Consider the following 25772-nt stretch of genomic DNA (forward strand, 5'->3'; position numbering starts at 1 on the left):
GTGCCAATTCTAAAGGAGAGATTTTTCTAATGAAGAAAACCAAGATCGTAAGTACCCTTGGTCCTGCAAGTACTGACGTTGATACGATTGTTAAGTTGATCGAATCCGGCGCCAACATCTTCCGGTTCAACTTCTCACATGGTGACCACGAGGAACACCTCGGCCGCTTGGAGAACGTTCACAAGGCTGAAAAGATTACTGGTAAGACGGTTGGTATCATGTTGGATACGAAGGGTGCCGAAATCCGGACCACTGTTGAACAAGGCGGTAAGCTGAACTTCAAGACTGGCGACCAATTCCGGATTTCCATGGACGATTCACTCGAAGGAACCAAGGAAAAGATCGCTGTGACTTACCCTGGCTTATACGATGACGTTCACGAAGGCGGCCACGTCTTATTCGATGATGGTTTATTAGATACTGTCGTTGATAAGAAAGACGAAGCAACCAAGGAATTAGTTGTAACGGCACAAAACGATGGTGTTCTGGGCTCACGTAAGGGTGTTAACGCCCCTGGTGTTTCCATCAACTTACCTGGGATCACTGAAAAGGATTCCGATGACATTCGTTTTGGTTTGGACCACGAAATCAACTTCATCGCTGCTTCATTCGTTCGGAAGCCACAAGATGTTATGGACATCCGTGAACTTCTCGAAGAAAAGCACATGGAACACGTTCAAATCTTCCCTAAGATCGAATCTCAAGAAGGTATCAACAACTTTGATGACATCATCAAGGTTTCCGATGGTTTAATGGTTGCTCGTGGTGACATGGGTGTTGAAATTCCAACGGAAAACGTACCTTTGGTTCAAAAGGCTTTGATCAAGAAGTGCAACCTCTTAGGTAAGCCAGTTATCACCGCTACCCAAATGTTGGACTCCATGCAAGAAAACCCACGTCCTACGCGTGCCGAAGCATCTGACGTTGCTAACGCCGTATTCGACGGGACTGACGCTACCATGCTTTCTGGTGAAAGTGCTAACGGTGAATACCCAGTACAAGCCGTTGCCACTATGAACCGGATTGACATCAAGGCTGAAAATGCTTTGAAGGACTTCGGTCGTGACAACTTAGACTTCGATAACGGTGACGTTACGGAATCTATCGGTGCTTCCGTTGCCCGGGTTGCTAACCAATTGGGTGTTAAGACGATTGTTGCTGCTACTGAAAGTGGCTACACCGCTAAGATGATTTCTAAGTACCGGCCAAACGCTGATATCTTAGCTGTTACCTTTGACGACCGGACCCGTCGTGGTTTGATGGTCAACTGGGGTGTTTACCCAATCGTTACCGAAAAGCCTTCAAACACTGATGAAATGTTTGACCTGGCTGCAGCCAAGGCCGTTGAAACGGGCTTAGCTAAGGAAGGCGACTTGATCTTGATCACCGCTGGTGTACCAGTCGGCGAACGCGGGACGACCAACTTGATGAAGATTCAATTGATCGGCTCCAAGTTAGTTCAAGGCCAAGGTGTCGGCGATGACACGGTTATCGGTAAGGCAATCATTGCCAACACCGCTGCCGAAGCCAACGCTAAAGTCGTTGAAGGTGGTATCTTAATTGCTAAGAACACCGACAAAGACTACTTGCCAGCTATCGAAAAGTCTAGCGCCGTTATCGTTGAAAACGGTGGGTTGACTTCTCACGCTGCTGTTGTTGGGATTTCCATGGGGATTCCTGTTATCGTTGGTGCTGCTGGTGCCAGCGACAAGATCTCCGATGGCGAATTGATCACTGTTGACTCACGTCGCGGGATCGTTTACCACGGTGCTTCCAACGCGCTTTAATAAGAGATAAACCTGTTATGAAAACGGACCCTCTGTCGGGGGTCCGTTTTTTGTGCAACAAAATGGGGCACGTGGTCGAGGCTGGTCGCCCACCGCGTTCCAGCTCGTTTTCGCGCAACGGCAGGCGGACACCAGCAATCAACGTTAAGGCCAGAGGGGAGTTTCACAATATTTTCAGGAAAGGGTCGCTAGTTTTACCGTTTCCGTGTAAAATAGGAGATAGACACTTTTGAACGGACAGACTGGGTCACCCCAGTAGAATTGAGGAGATTATGGAAGAACTATTAGGCCGCATCATCACGGGAAAAGTTACTGATGAAAACGAACAGGATTACTTCGTCCAGGTCGACGGAACCACCTTCCGACTTGACAAAGCGGAAATCAAGAAGCCGCTAAAGATGGGGGCTAACTTCAAGGGCTTTGCTTACGAAAATGAAGGGCATGACCTGCAGATCACGCGGGACGCACCGGCAGTTCAAGTCGACCATTATGGTATGGGGACGGTCGTCCGGAGTCAGCGGACCTTAGGCGTCTTTGTCAATATCGGTTTGCCAAACAAGGATATCGTAGTGTCTTTGGACGATCTACCAGACATCATGGAACTGTGGCCCCAACAAGGTGACCGGTTGATGATTGCCTTACGTGAGGACGCCAAGCACCGGTTGTGGGGCGTTTTGGCCGATGGTGAAATTTATCAAGCCATTGCTCAACCCGCGAAGAAGCACATGCAAAACGCCAACGTGGTCGCCACGGCTTATCAATTAAAGCTGGTCGGCACCCGGGTCATCACGGATCACTTTGAATTAGGGTTCATTCATCCGTCTGAACGGGAACGGGAACCGCGTTTGGGTGAAGAATTGAAAGCCCGGGTCATCGGTGTCCACGAAGATGGCACGTTAAACCTGTCACTACGGCCACGGACCTACGAAGCCATTGATGATGACGCAGCAATGTTGCTGGCAGCCCTGCAACACTCCGCAGATGGCAAACTGGACTTCAGTGATAAGTCGGATCCGGCCGCTATCAAGGCTTACTTTGGCATCAGCAAAGGGCAATTCAAGCGCGCCATCGGTCATCTGTTAAAGGACCGGCAAATTACCCAACACGACGGTGCACTGTGGTTAAATAACAGTGACGCCACGACAGAAGCGACGACGGATCAACCAACGGAATAAGGCACAACGCCTGTATCAACCAGCGCGGTTCACCGTATCAATGAGGAGGTAGGGCAATGACTGAATTGGACAACCAAACAGCGGACTTTGCCCATTACCTGACCGTGGAGCAGGGACTGGCCGCCAACTCAGTCGCCAGTTACCGGCAGGAACTGCACAACTTTGCGCTGTACTTGGCGCCGCAACACGTCACGGATTTTAAACGGGTCGACCGACTGCAGATCATGGCGTATCTGAGCCAGCAAACGGCGGCGGGTAAGTCGCGTAATTCCGTGATTCATGCCGTTTCGGCGCTCCGAAAGTTCTACCGGTATTTGATTCAGACCCATCAGCTGACCGAAAACCCGATGGCCAACGTGGCAGCGCCCAAGCACGCGCAACATTTGCCGGCGGTCTTGACGGTCGCAGAGGTCGACCGCTTGTTAGCGACGCCCGATACCAGTAACAAGTACGGGATTCGTGACCGGGCGATTTTAGAAGTGATGTACGCAACGGGCTTGCGGGTCAGCGAACTGGTTCATCTGAAATTAGCCGACCTGCACCTGGAGATGGGCTTGATCCAAACCCTAGGTAAGGGCGACAAAGAACGCATCATTCCCATCGGCGACGTGGCGGCGGACTGGATCAACCGCTATTTGCAGCAGAGTCGACCGGTCCTGTTGAAGCAACGGACCAGCCCGTACCTGTTTTTAAATGCCCACGGTGGCGGTCTGTCGCGGCAGGCGATTTGGCAAAAAATCAAGCATTACGTGGCACTCGCCGATATCCAAAAAGACGTGACGCCCCACACGTTGCGGCATTCGTTTGCCACCCACATTTTAGAAAATGGGGCGGACCTACGGGTAGTGCAGGAATTGTTGGGGCATGCGGATATCACGACCACGCAGATCTATACGCACATTTCCAAGAAACGGTTGCGCAATGTCTATGACCAGTACCATCCGCGCGCGTAATGTGGTAGTATAGCAGAATTGAACGGAGGCGGACCAATGCTACTCAAATATCGTAGTGATTATCAAAAAATTGCGATGGGCCTGCTCAGTTTGCTACCGACTTTCAAGGACTGGGACCGGTTGCAACGTGAGCTGGCCTGGTATCAGGACGGACCGGATCGGACTCTGTACCTGTGGAAGGATGAACATGACGACTTTGCCGGTGTGCTGGGGACGGAAACGCAGGGCGATTATTTGATCGTCCGCTTGATCACCTTGATGCCGGATAAACAACTGACCCGCAACACGTGGCAGATGTTGGACCAATTGGCGACGGCGGTGCCGACCAAGCGGTTGATGGGGACCTTAACGACCGCCAAGATTATTGCAAAATGGGAGTATCACCATGGACAAAGCCACGCAGAACGGGCAGCCGCTGATTCAGGTCAGTGACTTTGAAGGCCCGCTAGATTTACTGTTACATTTAATTAAAACCAATGAAATGGATATTTATGATATTCGAATCGCCACGATTACCAGTCAGTATCTGACCTACTTGCACCAAATGCAGACGTTACGGTTGGACATTGCCGGGGAGTATTTTGTGATGGCGGCGAACTTAATGGCCATCAAGGCCAAGATGTTGTTGCCGAAGCCGCAGACAATCGATCCCATTGATGAGGACGATGCCGGCGACCCCCGTGAGGAACTGGTGAATCAGCTGTTGGAATATCAACGTTATAAGCAAGCAGCCCAGGAGTTGAAACAACGGGCAGCGGACCGCCAGCAGCATTTCACGCGTCCGGCGATGGCGGTGCCAGATACGGTGGCCTTGACCGTGGCGCCCGGCATTCAGCCAGTCGACCTGCAGAGCGCGTTACAGCGGTTGGTTCACCGCGCAATGGTGGCCAAGCCGGTTACCCAAAGCATCCATCAGGAGCACTTTACCATCAAGCACCAAATGCAAACGGTGCTCCACCGCTTGCAGCGAGCAGCGGGCCCCATCGACTTTGACGGCTTGCTAGCGAAACAACCCGTCATGGAAGAAATCGTGACGACTTTCTTGGCCGTGTTGGAACTGGCTCGGCAACGACAGGTGCGCCTGCAACAGGCTGGCCGGTTAGCACCGTTACAAGTGAATTTTCTAAAAATGGAAGGAAGTTATGCGCCCGATGTCACCTCTAGCACAGATTGAAAGTCTCCTGTTCGTCAGCGGTGATGAGGGTATCACCGTTGCTGATATGGCGGCGGCCACTGGCCTCATGCGCCCAGCCATCTTGGCCAGTCTGGAGAAGTTGGCGCAAAAATACGCTGCCGATACGGATTCCGCCTTGGAGCTCATGGTCAACGACACGACTTACCGGTTAGTCACCAAGGCGGACGTGGCGCCCGTGATCAAGCACTACTTTGAGAACCCGTTGAGCACGAGCCTGTCACCAGCCTCACTAGAGGTACTGGCCATCATCGCGTATCGGCAACCCATCACGCGCATCGAGGTTGATGAGATTCGGGGCGTACAGAGTGCGTCAACCGTGCAAAAGCTGGTCTTACGGCGGTTGATTGAAGATGCCGGACGTCTGGACGAACCGGGCCGGCCAAAATTGTATCGAACCAGCGATTATTTTCTCGATTACTTTGGGTTGCAGCAGCTGGCTGATTTACCGCCATTACCCGCCGCAGCGACGCCGAGTGACCCAACGACAGACGAAGACGGCGGCGACTTATTCTTACAGGCCTTTAACCAACAGCTCAACCAATCAGGAGATGAAAGCTAACTATGGAACGTTTACAAAAAGTTTTAGCCCACGACGGGGTCGCTTCACGGCGGCAGTCGGAAAAATTGATCATGAGTGGCCGGGTGCGCGTCAATGGCACCGTGGTCACGGAACTGGGCACCAAGGTCGGCGTGCACGATAAGATCGTGGTCGACGGGGTCCCAGTCACGAGTGAGGCACCGGTCTACATCATGTTGTACAAGCCGCGGAGTGTGGTCTCGACAGCTAATGACGACAAGGGCCGCAAGACAGTGGTCGACCTGGTGGAAAATGTCAGTCAACGCATCTATCCCGTGGGCCGGTTGGATTACGATACGTCGGGCCTGTTGCTATTGACCAACGACGGGGAGCTAGCCAACCGGTTGACCCATCCCAAGTACGAAGTGGAAAAGACTTACATTGCCAAGGTCACCGGAACGCCAACCAACGATGCCATGAAGACGTTACGTCAAGGCATCACGGTCGATGGCGAGACCTATGCCCCGGCCAAGGGTAAAATCATCAGTTCGGACCCCAAGAAGAAAACGGCCATCGTGTCGTTGACGATTCATGAAGGGAAGAACCACCAAGTCAAAAAGATGTTGGCAGCAATGAATCTACCCGTGGAAAAATTAAAGCGGGAACAGTATGGTTTCTTGACGCTCAAGGGCTTGAATGCCGGAGATTACCGGCCATTGAAGCCAGAAGAAGTCAAGGAATTGCGCAGATTGACCGGATTGGCCTAAAGTAAGCGGTTGACAGCTTTCGTAATTCTTAGTATATTATGGTTGTAATAAAAAATTGGTTCATCTTCAGGGCAGGGTGGAATTCCCGACCGGCGGTAAAGTCCGCGACCCGCGCAAGCGGTGGATTCGGTGAAACTCCGAGACCGACAGTATAGTCTGGTATGCAGAAGATGAGACGTTGCTTTTTGCGCAAACATTTTTACGTAAATCCCAAGGTCTTGCCCTTCTGTGGTAAGGCCTTTTTCTGTGCTTTACCACGAGATGACCGCAAGGAGGAACAAGAATCATGGAAAATAGTCACAGTGGATTAAAGGTTCGGTCGATGGTCGAAATGGCCCTGTTTGCCGGGTGCGCTTACGTCTTAATGTTCGTGTCGGTACCGATTATTCCTATCGTTCCGTACATGAAGTTGGATCTCAGCGATCTGGTCGTCTTACTGGGCATGAGTCTGTTTGGCCCTGCCGGAGCCGTGATGATTGCGGCCGTGAAAGAATTACTGTACTTTGTATCGACGGGTATGGATATCGTGAATTTCATCGGCGTCTTGACGGCGTTCATCGCTGACATCGCCTACATCTTGCCGATCAGTTACGTGCTGAAACGTAAGCAGGCGGGGTCTGGCCAACCAAGTTTGTCACGGCAGATCTGGGCCGTCGTGGCCGGGACCTTGACGTTAACGGTGGTCTTGTCGCTGGCCAACTGGTGGGTCATCACGCCGCTGTATTTAAAGGTTTGGGGAATGTCACTGGGCTTACCGGTGAACAAGCTGATCTTATTGGGCGTTATTCCATTTAACCTGTTGAAGGGAGTCATCTTGGGAATTCTCTTCATCATATTGAGTCGGCGGATGGCCCCTTGGTTAGCCAAGCATACGCTGTCATAAAGCGATTAATCATAAATTTAGCTAAATCAAGGACTGGCGTCGTGCCGGTCCTTTTTATATGGTAAACTGGGAACAGACGTTTTAGCACAAGACTAGCAAAATGAAGGAGGCGACACCGTGGAAGCCGTGGATTTAGGCCAATTATTAAGTGCACAGCAGGATCGCCGCATTCGCGTGATCGAGAACCTCTTGCGGGGCAAGAAAACGGTGTCGACCCTGTATTGGGGCCAGCGTTACCGGTTGTTGCCGCTGTTAAATCTGGATAAACACTTGCAGCGTGGCGGCCTCGATACAGCGATTCAAGACCTACAGCACCAAGGCTGGGTCACGGTCGACCCCGAGCAGGCGACGTTACGATTAACCAGCACTGGTGAGCAGCAACTGGCTGATCAAGCGTACTATCGGCCAGTGACCACGGCCCAGTGGGTCAATTTAGACTTGGTGGCCGCGCGGCAGCGACTCCTGCTGGCGGTGCAGGTGACCTCGCAATTTGCCCACAGTACCGCCCGCTACTACCCGCTGGCCACGGACCAGGAGACGCGGCGGGCCGTCCGGGTATGGTTTCATCGGCGGAAAAGTCCCGCATTGGCGTCACAACTCGGGGCTGCCTTGACGGCCAGTCTCCAACAGCTACCCCAGCAAACAGCCGGAGTGGTGACCGACCAATTCACGGGGTTTGGCCAACCGGGCTTGACCAGCGAGCAACTGGCAGTGACCCACCAGTGGACGACCTGGGAAGTGCGGTTGATGCAAGTCGACGGGGTGGTTCAAATCGCCCAAGATGCCCGGCAAGCCGACCACCCGCTCCACGAATTACTAGGCCCGCTGTGGCAGGTACCAATTTCTCGTAGTGCCCAGGCAACGCTGGCTGCGGTCGAAGCGGGCGGTGACTTGGCCCGAGTGGCGACGGTGCGGAAAATCAAGTTGAGCACCGTTCGGGAGCACCTGTTAGAGGCGGCCATCATGTCACCGCTACGGGACTTCCCGTATGATCAGGTGTTGCCTGAGACCGTTCGCCAAGACTTGGCCAGCGCCTTACACGGGTCGATCGACGACTGGCAGTACACGGCGTTACCCACAGCGCTGCAGGCCCAGTATGATTTCTTTTATTTTCGACTGTATGCCATCTGGCGGATCAAGGAGGCGACCACGTGATGGAGCCATTGACGACGAGTTTAAAACGGGTCTTTGGGTTCGACCACTTTCGCTCGGGCCAGGTCCAGGCTTTGGCGAGCTTGGAGGCCGGTGCCGACACCTTGGCCATTTTGCCAACCGGCGCCGGCAAGACCTTGATCTATCAGCTGTACGGCTACCGGCATCCGGGGTGCGTCTTGATTGTTTCGCCCCTGTTGTCCCTGATGAATGACCAGGTCAACCGGATGCGCATGAGCGGCTTCAAGCGGGCCGCGGCCATTACGTCGCAGACGCCGTTCGGGGAACGCCTGAGCATTTTAAATCACTTAAACCAATTACAATTCCTATTTCTGTCACCGGAAATGTTGGCTCAGCCCCAGATGTTGGCTCGCTTACAGCAGATTCAGCTCAGTTTGCTGGTGGTCGACGAGGCCCACTGTATCGTGCAGTGGGGACCGGATTTTCGCCCGGAATACCTATTGCTAGGGGCTATTCGCGAGAAATTACGGCAGCCGCTGACCTTGATGCTGACGGCGACGGCGGGCCAGCAGACCCGGGCGGAGATTGCCAAACAACTACGTAGCCAGCCCCAAGTCGTCACGGAGTCGGTCAACCGACCCAATATCTATTTAGATGTGGAAAACGTGGCGGACGAGGCGACCAAACAGTCACGCTTGCAGGACCTGGTGGCCCATTTGCGGCGACCGGGGGTGGTATATTTTTCCAGCAAACAGCAGGCCACGGATACGGCTCTGTGGCTACGGGACACCACCGGGGTGACCGCGGCGGCTTACCATGCCGGTTTGGATGCTGAAGATCGGTTTAAGATCCAACAGCAGTTCATGGCGGGACAATTGGATGTTATCTGTGCGACCAGTGCCTTTGGCATGGGCATCGACAAGGATGACGTGCGGTTCGTGATCCACTATCATTTGCCGGCCGACCTGGAAAGCTACGCCCAAGAAATCGGTCGGGCCGGGCGTGACGGTCAACCTAGCGTGGCGATTTTGCTGTACGCACCAGGCGATGAGCAATTGCCGTTGGCGTTGGGGCAGGCCAACCGCCCCGAAGTGGAGACGATTGAACGGTACTACGCCCACCCGCAGAACTTTGCGGCCGATGATCCGCAGATTCAGTTGCTGGCTTTTTACCGGGAGCACGGCATCAGTGAGGAAGCTGTGAAACGCCTATTTGCCAGCCGGGAAAAGGAACGCAACCACGCATTAGCCCAAATGCTGGCGTACGTGCGGACCGAGACGTGTTTGCGCGCAACCTGGCTCCAGGCCTTCGACGAGACCAGTCCGGCCCACACGGCCCAGTGTTGTGCACCGGGCAACGTGGCACTGGATTTGACGGCACTGGGCTTGACGCGTCAGGCACCAGCGCCGGAACCTGAGGAGATGCCGTGGCAGGAACGGTTGGCGCGGTTGTTTTAGGAGGAAAAATGTGGGATTACCATTATTAGAACGGCGATGTGGGCATTCCCTCAGCGCGTGTAGAGTTTTTAGCGGCGCTTGCTGATACGGGTAAGGATATCTGACGAAGACGAAACGTCTTGCTAAAAATGATTAAGATATTCTAAGAAATCCCGGCATGGCACCATTTTAGGTAATTATAACTATCGAAAACATCCTGCCCGTGGTACAATTACGGGTGAAAGTTTTTCAGGGAGGTTAGATGATGAGTCAGAAGCGTGACGATCAAACGTCGAAGGAACAAGAGTCCCACCCGTGGGATCAATCGTTTGCCGATGATCGCGACGATCAGGGTAACCTGTCACGAACGAAAATGCGGCGGCAAAACCACAGTAATACCATGGTTACGGTTATTTTAGTTGCCATTATCATTGTCATTGCTGCAGCATCATTGGTTTACGGCTTGGCGCGTCAAAGCGCAGTCAATCGGCCACAGAATACGGAAAAGGTGGCGGCTAGTTCCTCCAGCTCATCCAGTAAGGCCAAAAGCTCGAGCCATAAGAAGGAAAAGACGTCTAGCAAGTCGTCTTCTTCGACTGTGGCCAGTTCTAGTACACCTAAGAAATCCACGACTTCAACCACAACTGCTAGTTCAGCACGAACAACTAGCAGTTCTTCGGCTACCACCAGTTCGGCAGCGCAGAGCAGTACGCCAACGACCAGCACCAGCAGTAGCCAAACTAGCAGCACGACCAGTAGCTCAACGACCGGGTCTAAGTACGCGACGGTCGAGTCTGGTCAAGGCGTTTACCGTGTCGCCACCAATGCGGGGATTTCCGTGGATAAATTGATGGCCTTAAACGGTCTGTCTTCCGGTGCTTCGCTTCATCCAGGACAGAAGTTACGGGTTCGCTAAGCGTTAAATTTATTTTGATAGGAGTTTGGTTTTGATGGAGAAACAAGGATTGCAAGTTGCCATTGACGGCCCCGCATCGGCCGGTAAAAGTACGGTTGCTAAAATCGTGGCCCAACGGTTTCATTACATTTACTGTGACACGGGAGCAATGTACCGGGCAATTACCTGGAAAGTGTTACAAGCAGGCGTTGGCTTGACCGACGAGACTGCCGTCAAGAATTTATTGGATCAAATCACGATTCGGTTTGAACCAGGGACTCCGGAACAAAAGGTCTTCGTTGACGACACCGAAGTTACTTTGGCGATTCGCCAACCAGACGTGACCAATTCCGTGTCCGCCGTTTCTGCGTTACCCGCAGTGCGGGCCGAATTAACGGAACGGCAACGGCAAATCGCTGACGCCGGGGGTATCGTGATGGATGGTCGCGACATTGGCTCAACCGTCTTACCCCAAGCGGAAGTTAAGATCTTTTTGGTAGCCAGCGTGGACGAACGGGCCCAACGGCGGCTGAAGGATAATGCGGCCAAGGGTATCGATACGCCACTGGCAACTTTGAAACACGAGATCGAAGAACGTGACCGCAAAGACTCGACGCGTAAGGTCTCACCATTGACGCAGGCAGCGGACGCAATCCGCTTGGATACCACGTCTATGAGCATCGAACAGGTCGCTGATAAGATCGCAGAAATCATCCAGAAAAAAGAATCCTAGAGAAATAGGCATTTTACTAGCTTTTACTAGCATAATCAGCTAAAATAGTATATAGAGTTGTCGCAAGGAGGAAAAATTCGCATGAGTGAAAATGGCACGAGTCAAAACAATGAAAATAACGATCTGTTAGATGCTTTAAACAGCATCGACACCGTTAAAGTTGGTGACGTTGTTAAGGGTGAAGTCTTAGCAATTGATGATGACCAACAAGCAATCGTTGGGATTGCTGATACTGGCGTTGAAGGGGTAGTTCCCAAGAAGGAACTCTCAACTAAGCCAGTTGACGATATTAAAGAAGTAATTAAAGTCGGGGACGTTTTAGACCTCGTCGTAATTTCTAAGATTGGTTCCGATAAGGAAGGCGGCAGTTACTTACTGTCACAACGTCGTTTGGAAGCCCGTAAGGTTTGGGACGACATCCAAAAGGAATTTGAAGCAGGTCACACGTTGACTGCCCCTGTTACCCAAGTGGTTAAGGGTGGTTTAGTGGTTGACGCTGGTGTGCGTGGATTCGTTCCTGCATCTATGGCTTCAGATCACTTCGTTGAAGACTTATCTCAATTCAAGGGCCAAACCCTGGAATTCAAGATCGTCGAAATCGAACCTAGTGAAAACCGTTTGATCTTATCCCACCGGGCAATTGTTGAAAAGCAACGCGCTGCCCAAAAGGAAGAGATCATGTCCAAGTTAACGGCTGGGGACATCGTTGAAGGTAAAGTTGCGCGTTTGACCAACTTTGGTGCCTTCGTTGACCTTGGTGGCGTTGATGGTTTAGTTCACGTTTCAGAAATCGCCTTTGAACGGGTTGAAAAGCCTAGCGATGTCTTGAAGGTGGGCCAAGAAGTTAAGGTTAAGGTCTTATCTGTAGACCCAGACCGCGACCGGATCTCACTTTCCATCAAGCAAACCTTACCAGAACCTTGGGACGGTATCGAAGAAAAGGCCCCTCAAGGCAGTGTCTTGGACGGGACTGTTAAGCGCCTGACTAGCTTTGGTGCCTTCGTTGAAGTGTTCCCAGGTGTTGAAGGTTTGGTTCACATTTCCCAAATTTCTCACCAACACATCGCAACGCCTGCTGACGTTTTGAAGGTTGGTCAAGAAATCAAGGTTAAGGTCTTAGATGTTCGTCCAGACGATCACCGTTTGGCATTGTCCATCAAGGCTTTGGAAGAAAAGCCACAATCAGCTGACGATTCTTCTGAAAACCACAGTAACAACAACCGCGGTCGGAACAATGGCGGGAACAACCGTCGTCGTAACAACCGGAACAGTGCAGAAACTTCAACGGCTAACGCCCCAGAAGAAAGCACCGGTTTCTCTTTAGGTGACCTCATTGGGGACAGCTTGAAGAAAGATATGGAAGATAACGAAAACAACTAATACGTTTGGTTGAAGAGGGTTTGGAACGGAACTTTGTTGGTTTCGTTCTGAACCCTTTTCATGTCACTTAACGTTATTTTGAAAAGGAGGGATTTATCGTGGCATTTCCAATTGTTGCCATTGTTGGCCGGCCAAACGTGGGCAAATCAACGTTGTTCAACCGTATCGCCGGCGAACGGATCTCCATTGTTGAGGACACGCCCGGGGTTACCCGTGACCGGATCTATACCCATGCCGAATGGTTGGGTACCGAGTTTCGGATGATTGATACCGGGGGAATTGACCTCGGCGATGAACCATTTTTAACGCAAATCACCCAACAAGCTGAAATCGCGATTGACGAAGCTGACGTTATCGTCTTCATCGTTAGTGCACCTGAAGGGGTGACCGATGCTGATGAGAAGGTTGCTAAGATCTTGTATCGGGCCGATAAGCCGGTTATCTTGGCCGTTAACAAGGCGGATAACCCCGAAACCCGGGAAACGGTTTATGACTTCTATTCACTGGGCTTTGGCGATCCGTACCCCGTTTCTGGAGTTCACGGTCTCGGCCTCGGGGATCTATTAGACGCCGTGGTCAAGGAATTCCCCGATGATGACGGGGCGCCGAAGGATGATTCCATCCGCTTCAGTCTGATTGGTCGGCCAAACGTGGGGAAATCCTCACTGGTCAATGCCATGTTGGGCGAAGACCGGGTCATTGTTTCCAACATTGCTGGGACCACCCGTGACGCGGTCGATACCAAGTTCACGGCCGACGATACCAAGTTTACGATGGTCGATACGGCCGGAATTCGAAAACGCGGGAAGGTCTACGAAAATACCGAGCGCTACAGTGTCATGCGGGCGATGCGCGCCATCGATGACTCTGACGTGGTCCTGGTCGTCTTGAACGCCGAGGAAGGCATTCGGGAGCAGGATAAACGAGTTGCCGGGTACGCCCATGAGGCGGGCCGCGGAATCATTATCCTGGTCAACAAGTGGGATACCTTGAAGAAGGACAACCATACGTTAACGGACTTCCAAAACCTGATCCGTCAAGAGTTCCAATACCTCAGTTACGCGCCAATCGTCTTCGTCTCAGCTAAGACGGGGCAACGGCTGGACCAACTACCAGCCATGATCAAACGTGTCTCAGAAAACCACAACAAGCGGGTGCAATCGGCCACGTTAAACGACGTGATCATGGACGCGATTGCCTTGAACCCAACGCCGTCTGACAACGGTAAACGGCTACGAGTTTACTACGGAACACAGGTGGCCGTGGCGCCACCAACCTTCGTGGTCTTCGTTAATGACCCGAAGATGATGCACTTCTCGTATGAGCGGTTCTTGGAAAATCAGATTCGGGAGCACTTCGATTTCGAAGGGACCCCAATCCATCTGATCGAACGGGCACGGAAGTAGGACAACGGGCTTTAGGCCAGCATTTTCGCCAGATTTTAATGATTTCTTAGTAAAATCACTGATTCTACAAGTTTTCTTGCAAAAAAATGGCGTTATCCCTTGTCATATAAGGCTTCCTGTGCTATCTTTGATAAAGAAATGATGCGGTTGACCGTATTTGTTTCATCATTTTTGGACCACTCAAAAATGATCACTAGATGGCATTCATCTAATCTTCTATTCAGGAGGTGAATTCAAAATGGCAAACAAAGCACAATTGGTTAGCGATGTTGCAACTGCAACTGGCTTAACTAAAAAGGACGCAACGGCTGCAGTTGATGCAGTTTTCGATTCTGTCCAAGCAACTTTAGCTAAAGGCGAAAAGGTTCAATTGATCGGCTTTGGTAACTTTGAAGTTCGTGAACGTGCAGCTCGTAAGGGCCGTAACCCACAAACTGGACAAGAAATCCAAATTCCTGCAAGCAAAGTACCTGCATTTAAGCCAGGTAAAGCTTTAAAGGATGCTGTTAAGTAATTATTCTTAATTATTTAACGCCTAAAAAGAGTCAGTGCGGTGTTTGCCGGGCTGGCTTTTTTGTGGTGCTTAACCATTTTGACGGGTCAACCGCAAGACCAGCGAACCGTTAAGTCCCACTTTTTACGCAATGGTGGTAAGATGGTGGGTGCTGGTTATATCGACTAAAAATAAGTCACACAGAAAAAATGGAGGCGGGTTATGAGTTACGCAGAAACGGCACTGGACCAATTGGAAAAGGGACAACTAGAGGCGTTCAAGAAGCAATACGCATTGTCCTTGCGCCACGACGATGACGATACCCTGTTTAGCCTGGGCGAGGAATTGTATTCCCTGGGCTTTCTCAATCAGTCTCGCCGCATTTACGAGAAATTACTGAAGAAATATCCCGACGAAGACGAGTTGCGCACGAATCTGGCGGACATCGCCATCGATGAAGACAAGAACGACGAGGCGCTGGATTACTTGAATCAGGTCAAGCCGGATTCACCGGCTTACGTGGAGGCCTTAATGGTCGCCGCCGATTTGTATCAGACCCAAGAACTCTTCGAAGTCAGTGAACAAAAGCTCCTGACGGCGAAAAAATTGGCCCCTGACGAGCCGGTCATCACGTTTGCCTTGGCCGAGCTGTACTTCACCATGCGCGAGTTTAGAAAGGCCATTCCGCTGTATTTGGAACTGATTACGGCCGGGACGACCGAGATGTCCAAGGTCAACTTGGTCGAACGGCTCGGGGTCGCCTATGCCAACGCTGGGCGCTTTGAACAGGCTATCGGCTACCTCAAGCAGATTCACCCGGGTGACATGACCCCGGATGTGAAATTTGAAACGGCGTTCACGTACCTGCAACTCAAGGAGCGGCCAACGGCAATCCGGCTTTTCGAAGAACTGAAGGATAGCGATTCGCACTACACATCACTGTACCCATATCTGGGGCAGGCGTTGGAAGCTGAGAATCGCTTGCCAGAAGCGCTTAAGGCACTTCAAGAGGGCTTAGGTATCGACCAATACAACGAGAAGCTCTGGCTACAGGCAGCCCACGTGGCGACGCGCTTAGACGATGAGGCGTTGGCTGAGAAATATTTGACCCACGGCCATCAGCTGGACAGCGACGACCTCAGTGCGGTCATTCAGCTTAGCAACCTGTACGTCAAGCAGGAGCGTTGGCAAGAAAATGTGGATCTGGTTCAACCGTACGTCAAGAGTGACGATGCTGATCCGCAGCTGTACTGGAACTTGGCCATTTCGGCGGAGCACCAAGAGAACTTTGAGGCGGCCCGGAAGTATTATGACGCCGCTCAGCCATTCTTCATGGACCAAGCAGACTTCTTGAAGCCAGCCATTTACTTCTACCGCGAAGAAGGGGCGAGCGACCAAGTCATTAAGCTGCTCCACGCTTATTTGCAAGTGGTTCCAGACGACGATGAAATGGCTTTGATGCTCGAAGGCTATGAAGACTAATTTTGAAAAGCAGGCCAGTAACTGGGTCTGCTTTTTTAATAGAGTGACAACACAATAATTACTTTAACTTATAGTAAACAAAAAAAGCAACCGCCAAACCCGCGGTTGCCAACCCAGTCACTAACGTTTCAGCTTACCCAGCCAGCCTTTCTTCGGCACCTGGAAGGAGAAGCCTTCACCCAGCGCCTCGTTCACGTTGATCACGGACACGAAGGCTTTAGGATCATGGTGCTCGATGATTTGTTGTAGGCGGTGCAGTTCGCTGGGGGACACGACCACGTACAGCATTTTCCGGGACTGATGAGAATACCCGCCTTCGCCGTCAATTAAGCTCACGCCGCGCTCCAGTCGGGCCATAATGTCATCCGCAATCTCTTGGTGCTTGGCCGAAATGACGATGACCCCGCGGGCTGCGTACGCGCCTTCCTGAGTAAAGTTGACGATGCGCGCGAAGATGTAGGAGTAGATCAACGTGTAAGCCATGTGCTGCACGTCAATGTACACCAACGAAATCAGCAGGACCACGACATCCAGGTAAAGCAGTGTTTTGCCCATGGGCACGCCGCGGAACCGCTCGAAGATTCTGGCAATGATATCTGTGCCACCGGTCGTACCGCCGTAACGATACAGGAGCCCGGAACCAAAACCGCCGATGATGCCGGCACCTAACGCCGATAGTAAGAGGTCACCGTGTAGCTGAATCACGAACGGCACGCGTTGCCAGATCCACAGGAATAAGGACAACATGATTGTCCCGTAAATCGTGTAAATCAGCGATTGCCGGCCCAGAAACCGCCAGCCAATCAAGATGAGCGGCACGTTGATCAAAATCGTCGAATACGCCGGGTCAATGCCAAACAGTGCACGCAAAATCAAGGTAATCCCGGAAATCCCGCCATCGGCCAGGTGATTCGCAATGTTAAAGAAGACCAATCCAAAAGCAAACATTGCACAACCTAAACCGATCATGCATAAATCTAGTAGACGAACTGACTCGTCTTGTGGTGCCATAAGACTCACTCCCAACGGTTAAAGTACTGTCATCATCATAGCACAGTGACCTGGTTTTCGGCGATACTGTCCTGTTTGAAGTTACCAGCTAAAGTATTGTTAGTCGTTTACAGCACCCAAGTGAGGACTGGCCGCCTGCCGTCCGCCAACTATGGGTTGGAACGCGGTGGGCGGACCGGACCGAGCCTGAAGCGATGGCGCACGTCTCTGGCCTCATAGCCGAAACGTGCGCCAACAGGCAACTGGTTCCGCTTAACACCGCTAGACAAATAATCCAGAACCAGGATTATCCGCCTAGCGCCGTTAATGCTCGCCAGTTAACCGCCTGTTGTCACACTCTTTTCAGCGGCTGAACCCATATTTGGCGGACTCTCGGCTACACAGTACGAGCTAGTAGCAATCAGCTTGGCCCGGGTGGCAGCTGATTGAGCGACGGGGCTCTAACACAATATTGCTGATAATCATCAACCCGCCGGAGACAGCCAGAGGTGGAGCCAGCTGTGGCGACGGTGTTGGCTGAGGTCTTTTCTCAGCCTACAGCGTGGGGCGACTTTGGAGATTGGCGGGGCTTGCCAGGCTTCAAAGCGAACTGGAAGCCCGTTCTTTGGCTGGAAGTGTCCCCCATAGCAGGCGGAATTTCTGGCTGACGCAGGCTCCTGGTTTCACTTATTTTAGTGGACAGAATACTGTTGCTCCAGGGACTATCGCGTTAATACTAATTTCAACCTTTAGATCCTAGCGAGAACTGGCCGGCTAGCGTCCATCAAATAGATGGTTTGAATTCAATTTCACCGCAGAATCTGTTAGACTGGCATAGTGAGTAAAAATCGAAAATAACTGGCAGAAGGGTGAGCAAATTGAAGTTAAATCAATTACCACATGAATTTGAATTGGCCCGGCCGGTTCTCCAGACCATTGAGCAGGCCGGCTATGAGGCCTATTTCGTCGGTGGTAGCGTTCGCGACACCATCTTGGGTAAAGACATCCATGACGTGGACATCGCCACTAACGCGTATCCTAACGAGATTAAGGGGCTGTTCAAACGTACCGTCGATACTGGAATCGAGCACGGGACCGTCATGATTTTGGACCACGGGACCGGCTATGAGACCACCACGTTTCGCTCAGAATCGACCTATACCGATTTTCGGCGACCAGACCAGGTGACCTTCGTGCGGTCGCTGAGCGAAGACCTGAAACGCCGGGACTTCACCATTAACGCCTTAGCCATGAAAGAAGACGGCGAGGTCATTGACCTATTCGACGGCCTGGCGGATCTTAAAAATCGCCAAATTCGCGCCGTGGGTGACGCCCAGGAGCGGTTCCACGAAGACGCGTTGCGAATGATGCGCGCCGTGCGATTTGCCAGTCAGTTGGACTTCCAAATCGTGCCAGAGACGCGGGACGCCATCACGGCCCACGCCCAATTACTAGCTAAAATCGCGGTCGAGCGGACCCAGGTAGAATTACTGAAGCTCTTGATGGGGCGCGCACCGCAACGCGGCTTGCAAGACTTCATGGCGACCGGCCTGTGGCAACATTGCCCAGGCTTTGCGGACCATGAGGCGGCACTGACCGACTTGACGCAACAGTTGACGCACGGCGTTTCCAGTGAGACGGCAGCGTGGACGCTGTTGGCAACGAAATTTGGCCTGACCAGTACTGCCATTACGCCATTCTTGAAGCAATGGAAGACGGCCAATCAGACCATCACCGCTGTCCAAACCGCCAGTCGCGCGGCAGACCTATTGCTAGCGGGTGATTTGAATGCCTGGCAACTTTACCAATGTGGGGCGGAACTGGCGCCCGTAGCCAATGAGGTCGCCGTCATTTTAGGTGCCCCAGACCGTAGCCAGCAGTTACAGGCTGCTTTGGCGGCGTTACCGATCCAGCATAAGAAAGAATTGGCCGCCACGGGTCGCGATTTGATGCAGGCCGGTGTACAACCGGGACCACAGCTGGGCGCCATCTTGGGTGACCTGGAATATCGCGTGGTGACGGGGGACCTGCCCAACGAAACGGCCGCATTGGTGGCCCACGTTAACGCTAAACAGTAATCTTAGAATAAGAGAGTGAAGCTATGCAAACCTTACGCGCGGAAAATTTGCACCGGACTTACGGTGAAAAAACGCTATTTGATAATTTGAATTTCATTATTAACGAACACGACCGCATTGGCCTGATTGGGGTCAACGGGAGTGGGAAAACCTCGTTACTGAACACGCTGGCCGGCGTCAGCAATGAACAATCTGGGGAAATCAACACCCCTAAAGACTATACGATTGGCTACCTGACGCAGGCGCCGGACTTAGACGAGAACCTGACCGTCATGGACGCCGTGTTCTCCGGTGACCAGCCGGTATTCGTGACGATTCGTCGCTACGAAGCAGCACTGGCAGCTTACGGGGCGCATCCAGATGATGCCAAGGCCCAACAGCGCTACTTGGACGCTGAAGCGCAGATGAACGAAGAAGAGGCCTGGACCGCCGAAAGTGATGTCAAGACCATTTTGACGCAGTTGAAAATCACCGACTTGTCCCAGTCCATCAAGACCATGTCTGGGGGGCAAATCAAGCGGGTCGGTTTGGCCCAAGTCCTGATTCAGTCACCAGATTTATTGTTGCTAGACGAACCGACCAACCACTTGGACTTTGACTCCATCGCTTGGTTGCAGCAGTACTTGGCCAGCTACAAGGGCGCCTTACTGGTCGTGACTCATGACCGGTACTTCCTGGACCAGATTGCCAACCAGATTTGGGAACTGGACTTCGGGAAGCTTTATCAATACCCCGGTAACTACCAGGCTTACGTGCAAGAAAAAGCGGAACGCGTGAGCCAAGAGGCCGAAGCTGACCAGAAGCAACAACAGTTGTACAAGAAGGAATTGGCTTGGATGAAAGCCGGGGCTAAAGCCCGTTCCACCAAGCAACAGGCCCGCATCAACCGGTTCAACGACCTCGCCAGCAACGTGGGTACTCGGCAAGTGCAAAGCAACGTTTCCATCTCGCTGGGACAACAACGGTTAGGTAAGAAGGTCATTGAGCTCAAGGACGCCAACTTAAAATTAGGCGACCACGTCATCTTAAAGGACTTCAACGACCTGATTCAAGGTGGCGAACGCATCGGGATCAGTGGGGAAAACGGGGCTGGTAAATCCAGTCTGCTGAACGTGATTGCGCAACGCTTGCCGCTGGATTCCGGTATCGTGACCGTGGGTGAGACTGTTAAAATGGCCTATTACACCCAACAGATCGAACCGATTCCGGAAGACAAGCGGATGATCAATTACTTGTCTGAAGTCGGGCAAAACGTGACTGACAAGGCCGGCAATTCCGTGAGTGTGACCGAGCTACTGGAACAATTCCTGTTCCCACGGTTCATGCACGGGACGTTGATTCGGAAGCTGTCTGGTGGGGAAAAACGCCGACTCTATCTGTTGAAGCTGTTGATGGAACAGCCCAACGTCTTATTACTTGATGAACCAACTAACGATTTAGACATTAGCACGCTGACTGTTTTGGAAGACTACATTTCCCAATTTGCCGGAACCGTCATCACGGTCTCTCATGACCGTTACTTCCTGGATAAGGTGGCCGACCGCCTCTTGATCTTTACTGGTAACGGGCAGATTGAACGGTACTCCGGACGCTTCAGTAGCTACCTGGCAGAGGCCCAGGCTCGGACGAAGCACGCGGCCAAGGCAGAAAAGCCCAAGGCAGCGGAGAAGCCGGCAGAAAAAGCCGCGGCACCGAAGAAAAAGGTCAAGCTCACTTACGCGGAGCAAAAAGAATGGGAAGGCATTGAAGGCGTGATTGATGGCTTAGAGGACCAGAAGTCCAAGGTCCAAGCCGAAATGAACGCTAACGGCGCCAACTACGATAAGCTGGCGGATCTCCAGGCACAACTCGATGACCTGGACCACCAACTCGACGAAAAGATGACCCGCTGGGAATACCTCAGCGAGTACGCAGAATAGGGAGGCCATGGCGTGTTAGAAGAGGCTTATTTGAATTTAGCAAAAACCGTGTTGAATGAGGGTCACGAGAAAACGGACCGGACTGGCACGGGAACCATCAGTCTATTTGGCTACCAAATGCGGTTCAACCTGCAGGAAGGCTTTCCACTGTTGACCACCAAGAAGGTCCCATTTGGACTAATTAAGTCAGAACTGTTGTGGTTCTTACGTGGAGATACGAATATTCGTTTTCTCTTGCAGCACCACAATCACATTTGGGACGAGTGGGCCTTTCAACGGTACGTCGAGAGTCCAGATTACCACGGCCCCGACATGACTGACTTTGGCCGGCGCTCCTTAGTCGACGCCGACTTTAACCAGCAGTATCAAGCCGAAAAGACTACTTTCTGCGATAAAATTATTAATGACCAGGCCTTTGCCGAACATTACGGTGACCTGGGCCTGGTCTATGGTAGCCAGTGGCGCGCTTGGCAGGGTCACAACGGCGAAACGATTGACCAGTTAGCCAACGTCATCGACACGCTGCGGACTCACCCAGATTCCCGGCGAATGATCGTTTCGGCCTGGAATCCCGCCGACGTGCCGTCCATGGCGTTACCACCATGCCATACACTGTTCCAGTTCTACGTCAACGACGGTAAGCTCAGTTGCCAGCTATATCAGCGGAGCGGCGACATTTTCTTAGGGGTGCCGTTCAACATTGCCAGCTACGCCTTACTGACCTCGCTGATTGCCAAGGAAGTCGGCCTAGAAGTGGGCGACTTCGTGCATACGCTGGGCGACGCGCACATTTACAAGAATCATGTGACGCAGGTGAAGACCCAACTGGCACGGACCCCGCACGCGGCGCCCCAGCTGTGGTTGAATCCAGAAAAGTCCAGCATTTTTGATTACGACATGCATGATATCAAGGTTACGGGATACGATCCGGAGCCTGCCATCAAGGCCCCCGTGGCCGTCTAACTGAAGGAGGACCCGCCGATGTTAATTTTTCTTTGGGCTGAAAGCCGTGGCCGTGTCATTGGGTTTCATGGCCAGTTGCCGTGGCATTTGCCAGCCGACATGCACTACTTCAAGACCGTCACGACGGGCAATACGATTGTGGCTGGCGCCAAGACATTCGCGTCCTTCCCGGGGCTCTTGCCCAACCGGACCAATGTCATTGTGAGTCATCGACCGGCCAGCGATTTCCCGGCTGAAGCAATCGTCTTGAATTCACTAGATGCCGTGCGGAAATACGCTGCTGAACGACCGACAGAAAAAATCTTCGTCGTGGGCGGCGCACAAATCTTTGCGGGCCTAGTCGATGATGTTGACTACCTATACCGTACGGACATTGATGCCGGCTTTGACGGCGATACCTGGATGCCAGCCATCGACTACAGCCAGTTTCAGTTGATCGACCGGCAACCGGGCAGCCGCAACGATAAGAATCCGTATGACTTTGCGTTTGAACAGTATCAGCGTTTGTAGATCAATTAGATTGACCGGTTGCCTGACTGTTTAATGATTAAAGAAATGTCACGATTGTTAATTCTGGTTGGTTAATAAAACAGCGTCACAATCCCGGTTGCTGTAGGATTGTGACGCTGTTTAGGTTGAAAGTCGGATTAACGCGACAATTCTCGGAACGACAGTGTTCTGTCCACTAAACTAAACCAGTAGCCTGCGTTCGCCAGAGGTGTCCGCCTGCTATGGGGGACACCTCCAGCCTGAGGGGCGGTCTTCCGGTTCGCTTGAAAGTCTGGCAAAGTTCGCCAGTCCCGCTACCAAGCTGGGAACGACTAATTTTTACATCATGAGTCACATGGTGACAATCAATGCTAAGCATAAAGTAAAATCGAGAAGTACATCAACCCGGTCCCCAGCATCACGAATAGGTGCCAGATAACGTGGCCGAACGGCACTCCCTTGAAGCTATAGATGACGGCACCAACCGTAAACGCTACACCGCCAAAGAACAGGAGGGCAAACCCAACTGGGCCCAGGCCCGCGTACAACGGTTTAATGCCCATCAAGCACATCCAGCCCATGACCACGTAGATGATGGTCGACAGCTTTTGCATTTTCCCCAGCCAGATGGCCTTGTAGATGATGCCGCAGACGGCCATGGCCCAAATGATGCCAAACATGGTCCAACCCAACGCGCCACCCACGACCAATAGACTAAAGGGCGTATAGGTGCCGGCAATCAATAAGTAGATGGCACAATGGTCAAATATTTGAAATACATGGCGACCGCGGGTAAAGTACAAACTATGGAACAGGGTCGACGCCAGGTAGAAGAGCACTAAAATGGCGCCATAGATGGCAAAGGTGGTCATTCGCAGCGCGCCACCCTTGGCATGGGCTTGCAGTAGCAAGATCACCAGTCCGGCAATGCTCAAGGCAGCACCGATACCATGGGTGACGGCGTTGAGGACTTCGTTGACGACTTGGTAGGTGTGGCTTCTTTCTTTAATCACACAGCATTTCTCCTTCGGCTTTTTAGTTAGCGTACCACGTTGGCGCGACCCGCCGCAAGTCACGATTGCCGGCATCGCATCCGATTTTGCGGCGGCAAGTTTAGTTTTCTTTAAAAGCCCCGGCGAGTTCAGCAACATTTACTGAAAATTCTCGGTAATTCTGCTATACTATTACCGTATGTTTCATTACGCACATTGCAGCATAAACCAAAATTTCTGGTCAGAAAGAGTGGGATAACCATGGCGAAAATTAAGATTGTCACGGATTCATCTGCCGGTCTAACCGAGCAGCAGATTCAGGACTATGACATCACCATTATCCCGTTGACGGTCATGATTGATGACACGATTTACGTTGAACGGGAATCCATCACGAATAAAGAATTTATTGATAAAATGAAGACGGCAAAGACGTTGCCCAAGACGAGTCAGCCACCACTGGGTAAGTTTGTGGAGACCTTTGACAAGTTGGGTGCAGATGGCAGTAGTGTCATCTGCTTCAACATGTTGGCGGCCATCAGTGGGACGGTCCATACGGCGGAACAAGCCGCGCAACTGTCTAAGACGGACGTGACTGTGGTCGATAGCCAATACACCGACCAAGCCTTGGCCTTTCAAGTCATTGAAGCGGCCAAGCTAGCGGCAGAGGGTGCCGACAAAGACGCCATCTTGAAACGGGCCGAAGCGGTGCGGGACCACACCAAGTTGTTCATGGGTATCGTGACCCTGGAGAATATCCTCAAGGGTGGTCGTTTGAGTCGCGCAGCCGGTATGTTGACCTCGCTCTTAAACATTAAAATCGTGCTACAAGTCACTGGTGGCGAATTAAAGATTCGGGCCAAGGGTCGGGGCATGAAGACCATTGACCGTTACTTTGACAAGGTTTACGACCAGATCAAACAAACACCGAATATCAAGGCGATTGGCATTTCTCACGTTGAGGCCTTTGAATCCGTCGATAAGATTCAAAGCCACCTCAAGGAACTGTTGCCAGGCCAAGATGTCTTGGTTCGTGAAACGGTGCCCATCATTGCGACACATGGGGGCCCAGGGGCATTTGCCTTGATGTACTACACGGATCCAACCGAATAAATTGCTAATCGAGGAAGAGGTGGCCGCACGCCACCGCTTTTTCTTTATCCCGAGGGGGAACTTTAAAAATGAAATTCAAAAATATCAGTAAGATTATTGGGGTAACCTTACTTCTCGTGCTGATTGTCTTAGCAGCGCTGACGTACTGGCACCCGGGCGCACGCACCACGCTGTCGACCAAGGAAATGCCCAGTAATCGGCGGTCGACCGTCCGCATCGTGGCCCTGGGGGATTCACTAACGGAAGGCGTTGGCGATCCCCAAAAGGCCAAACTTGGCGGCTATACAGGCCGGCTCCAGAGCATGATTCACCGCCGCGACCACGTTAAAGTCATCATGCACAATTTTGGTAAATCCGGCGACCGGAGCGACCAAATTGAACAGCGACTGGTTGACAGCAAGACCCAACAGGCCCAGCTCAAACGGGCGCAAGCCGTCACGTTGACGGTCGGGGGAAACGATTTACTGCAGACGTTGACCAAAAACGTAACCATCAATCAACAAACCAAGTTAAATCAGCAGTTGACAACGGCACAATCAGCGTACCAGCAAAAACTCAAGCACTTGATTCAAACGATTCGCCAGTACAACCCGCAGGCACCGATTTTTCTCTACAGCATTTACAATCCGGTGTACGTGTACTTTGCCAACCTAGACCAGATCACGACCGCTGTCGACAACTGGAACCAAGCGACCACGCACACGGCTACGGGCTTTAAACAAATTTATATGGTGGATATCAACCAAGCGCTGTCAGACGGGCAATACAAGTCCGTTACGCAACAAGCACAGTTGAAACGTCAGGCGCAAGAATCCAATGATGGGAAGATTTCTAGTGCCAGTTTGCAAGAATTGATCTTGGCCAGCAACGCCAGTGAGGAGCTCAACAACTACCTGTCACCGGCCGACCATTTCCACCCGAACGCCAAGGGTTACCGGTTGATGACCCGCTACGCCTTTAAGCAAATGCAAGCGCACCAGCAACAATGGCTACTGAAATAAGGAGGAACAAAC

At 52.0% G+C, this 25772-nt stretch carries 24 protein-coding genes and 1 riboswitch; of the genes, 22 read left to right on the forward strand and 2 right to left on the reverse strand.

Features of this window, described 5'->3' with window-relative positions:
- The first annotated feature begins 29 nt into the window (after positions 1-29).
- The 16 genes from pyk to EKM83_RS09535 all read left to right on the forward strand — a co-directional run bounded on the left by pyk (position 30) and on the right by EKM83_RS09535 (position 16215).
- Positions 30-1787, forward strand: a complete 1758-nt coding sequence (gene pyk / locus EKM83_RS09460; protein WP_125576809.1) for a pyruvate kinase — start codon at positions 30-32, stop codon at positions 1785-1787.
- Between the two features lie 272 nt (positions 1788-2059).
- A complete protein-coding gene (locus EKM83_RS09465; protein ID WP_125576812.1) occupies positions 2060-2962 on the forward strand; it encodes a CvfB family protein in 903 nt (300 codons plus the stop codon).
- Positions 2963-3018: 56 nt separating this feature from the next.
- Complete coding sequence (gene xerD, locus EKM83_RS09470) at positions 3019-3915, forward strand: site-specific tyrosine recombinase XerD (protein ID WP_125576813.1); 897 nt, start codon at positions 3019-3021, stop codon at positions 3913-3915.
- 36 nt (positions 3916-3951) lie between these two features.
- Positions 3952-4347 carry an N-acetyltransferase gene (locus EKM83_RS09475; protein ID WP_125576815.1) on the forward strand — a complete coding sequence of 132 codons (396 nt, stop codon included), beginning with the start codon at positions 3952-3954 and terminating at the stop codon, positions 4345-4347.
- Positions 4301-5089, forward strand: coding sequence for a segregation and condensation protein A (locus EKM83_RS09480; RefSeq protein ID WP_125576817.1), 789 nt, complete (start codon positions 4301-4303; stop codon positions 5087-5089). The genes EKM83_RS09475 and EKM83_RS09480 overlap by 47 nt, the downstream gene beginning before the upstream one ends.
- Positions 5067-5669 carry an SMC-Scp complex subunit ScpB gene (gene scpB, locus EKM83_RS09485; protein WP_125576819.1) on the forward strand — a complete coding sequence of 201 codons (603 nt, stop codon included), beginning with the start codon at positions 5067-5069 and terminating at the stop codon, positions 5667-5669. The genes EKM83_RS09480 and scpB overlap by 23 nt, the downstream gene beginning before the upstream one ends.
- Before the next feature lie 2 nt (positions 5670-5671).
- Entirely contained in the window at positions 5672-6394 is a 723-nt protein-coding gene (locus tag EKM83_RS09490; RefSeq protein ID WP_125576821.1) for a pseudouridine synthase, read from the forward strand.
- 58 nt (positions 6395-6452) lie between these two features.
- Positions 6453-6570: riboswitch (FMN riboswitch) on the forward strand.
- A gap of 110 nt (positions 6571-6680) precedes the next feature.
- Entirely contained in the window at positions 6681-7277 is a 597-nt protein-coding gene (locus tag EKM83_RS09495; RefSeq protein WP_125576823.1) for an ECF transporter S component, read from the forward strand.
- 117 nt (positions 7278-7394) lie between these two features.
- On the forward strand, positions 7395-8432 hold the full coding sequence (locus tag EKM83_RS09500) for a helix-turn-helix domain-containing protein (RefSeq protein ID WP_125576825.1): 1038 nt from the start codon (positions 7395-7397) through the stop codon (positions 8430-8432).
- Positions 8432-9847, forward strand: a complete 1416-nt coding sequence (locus tag EKM83_RS09505) for a RecQ family ATP-dependent DNA helicase (RefSeq protein ID WP_125576881.1) — start codon at positions 8432-8434, stop codon at positions 9845-9847. Before EKM83_RS09500 ends, EKM83_RS09505 begins: the two co-directional genes overlap by 1 nt.
- Before the next feature lie 244 nt (positions 9848-10091).
- Positions 10092-10742, forward strand: coding sequence for a LysM peptidoglycan-binding domain-containing protein (locus EKM83_RS09510; protein WP_125576827.1), 651 nt, complete (start codon positions 10092-10094; stop codon positions 10740-10742).
- 34 nt (positions 10743-10776) lie between these two features.
- A complete protein-coding gene (gene cmk / locus EKM83_RS09515; RefSeq protein WP_164505643.1) occupies positions 10777-11454 on the forward strand; it encodes a (d)CMP kinase in 678 nt (225 codons plus the stop codon).
- An 81-nt stretch (positions 11455-11535) separates the two neighbouring features.
- On the forward strand, positions 11536-12834 hold the full coding sequence (gene rpsA / locus EKM83_RS09520) for a 30S ribosomal protein S1 (RefSeq protein ID WP_125576829.1): 1299 nt from the start codon (positions 11536-11538) through the stop codon (positions 12832-12834).
- Positions 12835-12932: 98 nt separating this feature from the next.
- Positions 12933-14240 carry a ribosome biogenesis GTPase Der gene (gene der, locus EKM83_RS09525; RefSeq protein WP_125576831.1) on the forward strand — a complete coding sequence of 436 codons (1308 nt, stop codon included), beginning with the start codon at positions 12933-12935 and terminating at the stop codon, positions 14238-14240.
- A gap of 238 nt (positions 14241-14478) precedes the next feature.
- On the forward strand, positions 14479-14754 hold the full coding sequence (locus EKM83_RS09530; RefSeq protein WP_011667553.1) for an HU family DNA-binding protein: 276 nt from the start codon (positions 14479-14481) through the stop codon (positions 14752-14754).
- Positions 14755-14955: 201 nt separating this feature from the next.
- A complete protein-coding gene (locus tag EKM83_RS09535) occupies positions 14956-16215 on the forward strand; it encodes a tetratricopeptide repeat protein (RefSeq protein ID WP_125576833.1) in 1260 nt (419 codons plus the stop codon).
- A 120-nt stretch (positions 16216-16335) separates the two neighbouring features.
- Here the strand turns inward: EKM83_RS09535 and EKM83_RS09540 are convergent, their stop codons facing one another.
- Positions 16336-17226, reverse strand: coding sequence for a YitT family protein (locus EKM83_RS09540; protein WP_125576835.1), 891 nt, complete (start codon positions 17224-17226; stop codon positions 16336-16338).
- An 857-nt stretch (positions 17227-18083) separates the two neighbouring features.
- Between EKM83_RS09540 and EKM83_RS09545 the strand changes: the two genes are divergently transcribed.
- Genes EKM83_RS09545 through EKM83_RS09560 form a run of 4 tightly spaced genes read left to right on the forward strand, consistent with a single transcriptional unit; the run spans position 18084 to position 22675 of the window.
- Positions 18084-19283 (forward strand): CCA tRNA nucleotidyltransferase, encoded by a 1200-nt coding sequence (locus EKM83_RS09545; RefSeq protein WP_125576837.1) that lies wholly within the window; start codon positions 18084-18086, stop codon positions 19281-19283.
- 23 nt (positions 19284-19306) lie between these two features.
- Positions 19307-21202 carry an ABC-F family ATP-binding cassette domain-containing protein gene (locus tag EKM83_RS09550; protein WP_125576839.1) on the forward strand — a complete coding sequence of 632 codons (1896 nt, stop codon included), beginning with the start codon at positions 19307-19309 and terminating at the stop codon, positions 21200-21202.
- A gap of 12 nt (positions 21203-21214) precedes the next feature.
- Positions 21215-22165, forward strand: a complete 951-nt coding sequence (locus EKM83_RS09555) for a thymidylate synthase (RefSeq protein WP_125576841.1) — start codon at positions 21215-21217, stop codon at positions 22163-22165.
- 18 nt (positions 22166-22183) lie between these two features.
- A complete protein-coding gene (locus EKM83_RS09560) occupies positions 22184-22675 on the forward strand; it encodes a dihydrofolate reductase (protein ID WP_125576842.1) in 492 nt (163 codons plus the stop codon).
- A 350-nt stretch (positions 22676-23025) separates the two neighbouring features.
- Here EKM83_RS09560 and trhA read toward each other — a convergent pair whose 3' ends face one another.
- A complete protein-coding gene (trhA, locus tag EKM83_RS09565) occupies positions 23026-23667 on the reverse strand; it encodes a PAQR family membrane homeostasis protein TrhA (protein ID WP_125576844.1) in 642 nt (213 codons plus the stop codon).
- Positions 23668-23907: 240 nt separating this feature from the next.
- Here trhA and EKM83_RS09570 point away from each other — a divergent pair, with 240 nt between their 5' ends.
- Together EKM83_RS09570 and EKM83_RS09575 are read left to right on the forward strand one after the other, a co-directional pair.
- Entirely contained in the window at positions 23908-24759 is an 852-nt protein-coding gene (locus tag EKM83_RS09570) for a DegV family protein (protein ID WP_125576845.1), read from the forward strand.
- Between the two features lie 68 nt (positions 24760-24827).
- Positions 24828-25760 carry a GDSL-type esterase/lipase family protein gene (locus EKM83_RS09575; protein WP_125576847.1) on the forward strand — a complete coding sequence of 311 codons (933 nt, stop codon included), beginning with the start codon at positions 24828-24830 and terminating at the stop codon, positions 25758-25760.
- The last annotated feature ends 12 nt before the right edge of the window (positions 25761-25772 follow it).

Source organism: Levilactobacillus angrenensis (assembly GCF_003946085.1).
GTDB classification, from domain to species: domain Bacteria; phylum Bacillota; class Bacilli; order Lactobacillales; family Lactobacillaceae; genus Levilactobacillus; species Levilactobacillus angrenensis.